Consider the following 2,302-nt stretch of genomic DNA (forward strand, 5'->3'; position numbering starts at 1 on the left):
AAATAAATTCTTAATATTGATTGATGACTTATTGAATCTAATGGGTTGATTATTATTGCTTCTTTTAAATCAATCAGAGCTTTTTCTGTTTGGCCTATTTCAAAATATGTTAAACCTCTATCAGCAATAGCATCTGAGTACGTTTCATCAATTTGAATACATTTGTCAAAATCAGCAATAGCCTTCATTGGTTCATTTATCAGCCTATAGGTATTGCCTCTATAGAAATATACTTCTTTTCTTTGATCATTATCAATTATATTAATTGCTTTAGTAAAATAAGAGATTGCATCTTGATATTTACTTTCTTCATAATGTGCAATTCCACTATTGAAAAGTGAATTAAAGTCATGAGTATTCTTATTTATATCTTCGGTAAGCTCCAAAATTGTTTGTTCATTTCTATCAAATGAAGAATATTCAATATTTTCCATTTCTAAATCTTGTCCGATAATGCTATTAATAAGTATAAAATTAAAGATTATTACTAATACAAATTTCATGTTTTTCCGCAACCTCCATAAAAAACCACTAATGTTTCGCGTGTACGGTGGGATCGGAACGATCACACCCTGAAGCACATAATACAAGGTTTGAATCGTGAGATTCAAGCCGAAAAGAATAATAAAACTACCCACTGACACGTTTGTTAGCTACAATTCTACTGATTCAACATTACACACTTTTTTATTACTTCTGTTTTACCGTTAACGCTCAAACTATAAAAATAAATCCCTGCAGAAACTTTTTTACCAAAATCATCATCACCATTCCAGTTGATTGAATGATAATTACATTCAAGAAATTCATTGATTAATGTTTTCATCTTTTGTCCCTTTATATTATAAATAGTTAATTCTACATTACTTCTGGTGTAAAGTGAGAATACTATTGTTGTAGATGGTCTGAACGGATTCGGATAATTTCCAAGAAAATAATTTAAAGTAGGTGGATCATTATTACTTGATGAAACTATATCAACGAATTTGAATAAACCATTTCGAAGTCCAAAAATAAACCCAGTATTATTAAAAAATTGTATTGAGTTAACATATGTATCAATTGTTTGATAAATTTCAAATGTTTCTCCACTGTTTGTGCTTCGGTTGATTATACCCGGAGAGCCTGATATCCATACTGTTGAGTCATTCTGGTAACATATTGCCTGAGATAATTGATTCCAAGTGTAATTATGTTGATACGAAATAGTTTCAAAATTATTTTCAGTAAAAACCACATATGGAAATGATCCATTATGTCCAACAACTCCTCCAGAATTTATATCAGTAAAATGAATATCAAATAAATCCGGTGATAAACCTGGTTCAATACCAACATCCCAGTTTTCACCACCATCGGTAGTATAAAGACTTAGTCCACTTCCTACATAAGCAGAGCATGCTGCCCAACCATTGCTTACATCTATAAAAAACAACTTGTTTGTAGAATAATTAACCAAACTTGGATAGGATGAATACACTATAGGGGTATTGGTTAAATACCAGTTCTCTCCTCCATCAATTGTTTTATAGATCAAGGCTTGATAATTTGAAGGATCGCTTCCTGCTCCCAAAAAACCAATATTTTGATTAATGAAATAAATAGGATAAATATTGCTCTCTTCCGGTAAATTATCAGTCATGTCTTCCCAACTATAGCCACCATCAGTTGTTTTTAAATAGCTATGGTAACTATTATATGGATATTGATTTTGCCATTTTTTATGCATCCACCCATGTTGATTATCAATCATATGTAAGGAAATGATGAATTCCAGTGGATCTTCCAAAGAGTAAATTATTTCCCAGTTCTCTCCTCCATCTTCAGTATAATAAATATCTCTGTTTGTAGAGCTTCCTTGAAAAATCCAACCTTCATTAGCGGAAACAAAATTACCTTTTATCCCTGTGTAACTTGCAGGGAATGGAGATATGTTTGTCCATTCTTGTGCATTAATGTATGACAAAATCATCAAGACTAATATTATAAATATTACTTTTTTCACAAATCCTCTTTCATTTATTATTGTAGCTAATGTTTCGCGTGTGCGGCGGAATCAGAATGATTCCAGCCCGTACAAACCGCTAAACACTGAACCGTAAGGTTCAGACCAAAACGAACCACCGACTGAACCGACGACACGCTTGTTAGCTACATCTTATCTTATAAGCAAACATTATTATTTTTCAGATTTTATTATTTGCATACAATGTAAAGGATTACCTACTTTTATGTAATTATAATAAATCATATTGCAAATATATTTAAAAAAATGTTTCAACAAAGAAATCAACAATAACAG

2 protein-coding genes are annotated in these 2,302 nt (G+C 31.1%); both read right to left on the bottom strand.

Going from position 1 to position 2,302, the window contains the following annotated elements; translation table 11 throughout:
- Positions 1–503: hypothetical protein (locus HOG71_04635; GenBank protein ID MBT5990117.1), on the bottom strand; the 503-nt coding region annotated here is incomplete at its 3' end.
- A gap of 158 nt (positions 504–661) precedes the next feature.
- The gene (locus tag HOG71_04640) at positions 662–1,972 is read right to left on the bottom strand and encodes a T9SS type A sorting domain-containing protein (GenBank protein MBT5990118.1); all 1,311 of its coding nucleotides are present in this window, start codon (positions 1,970–1,972) and stop codon (positions 662–664) included.
- Positions 1,973–2,302: the final 330 nt, after the last annotated feature.

Source organism: Bacteroidota bacterium (assembly GCA_018698135.1).
Taxonomy (GTDB): domain Bacteria; phylum Bacteroidota; class Bacteroidia; order CAILMK01; family JAAYUY01; genus JABINZ01.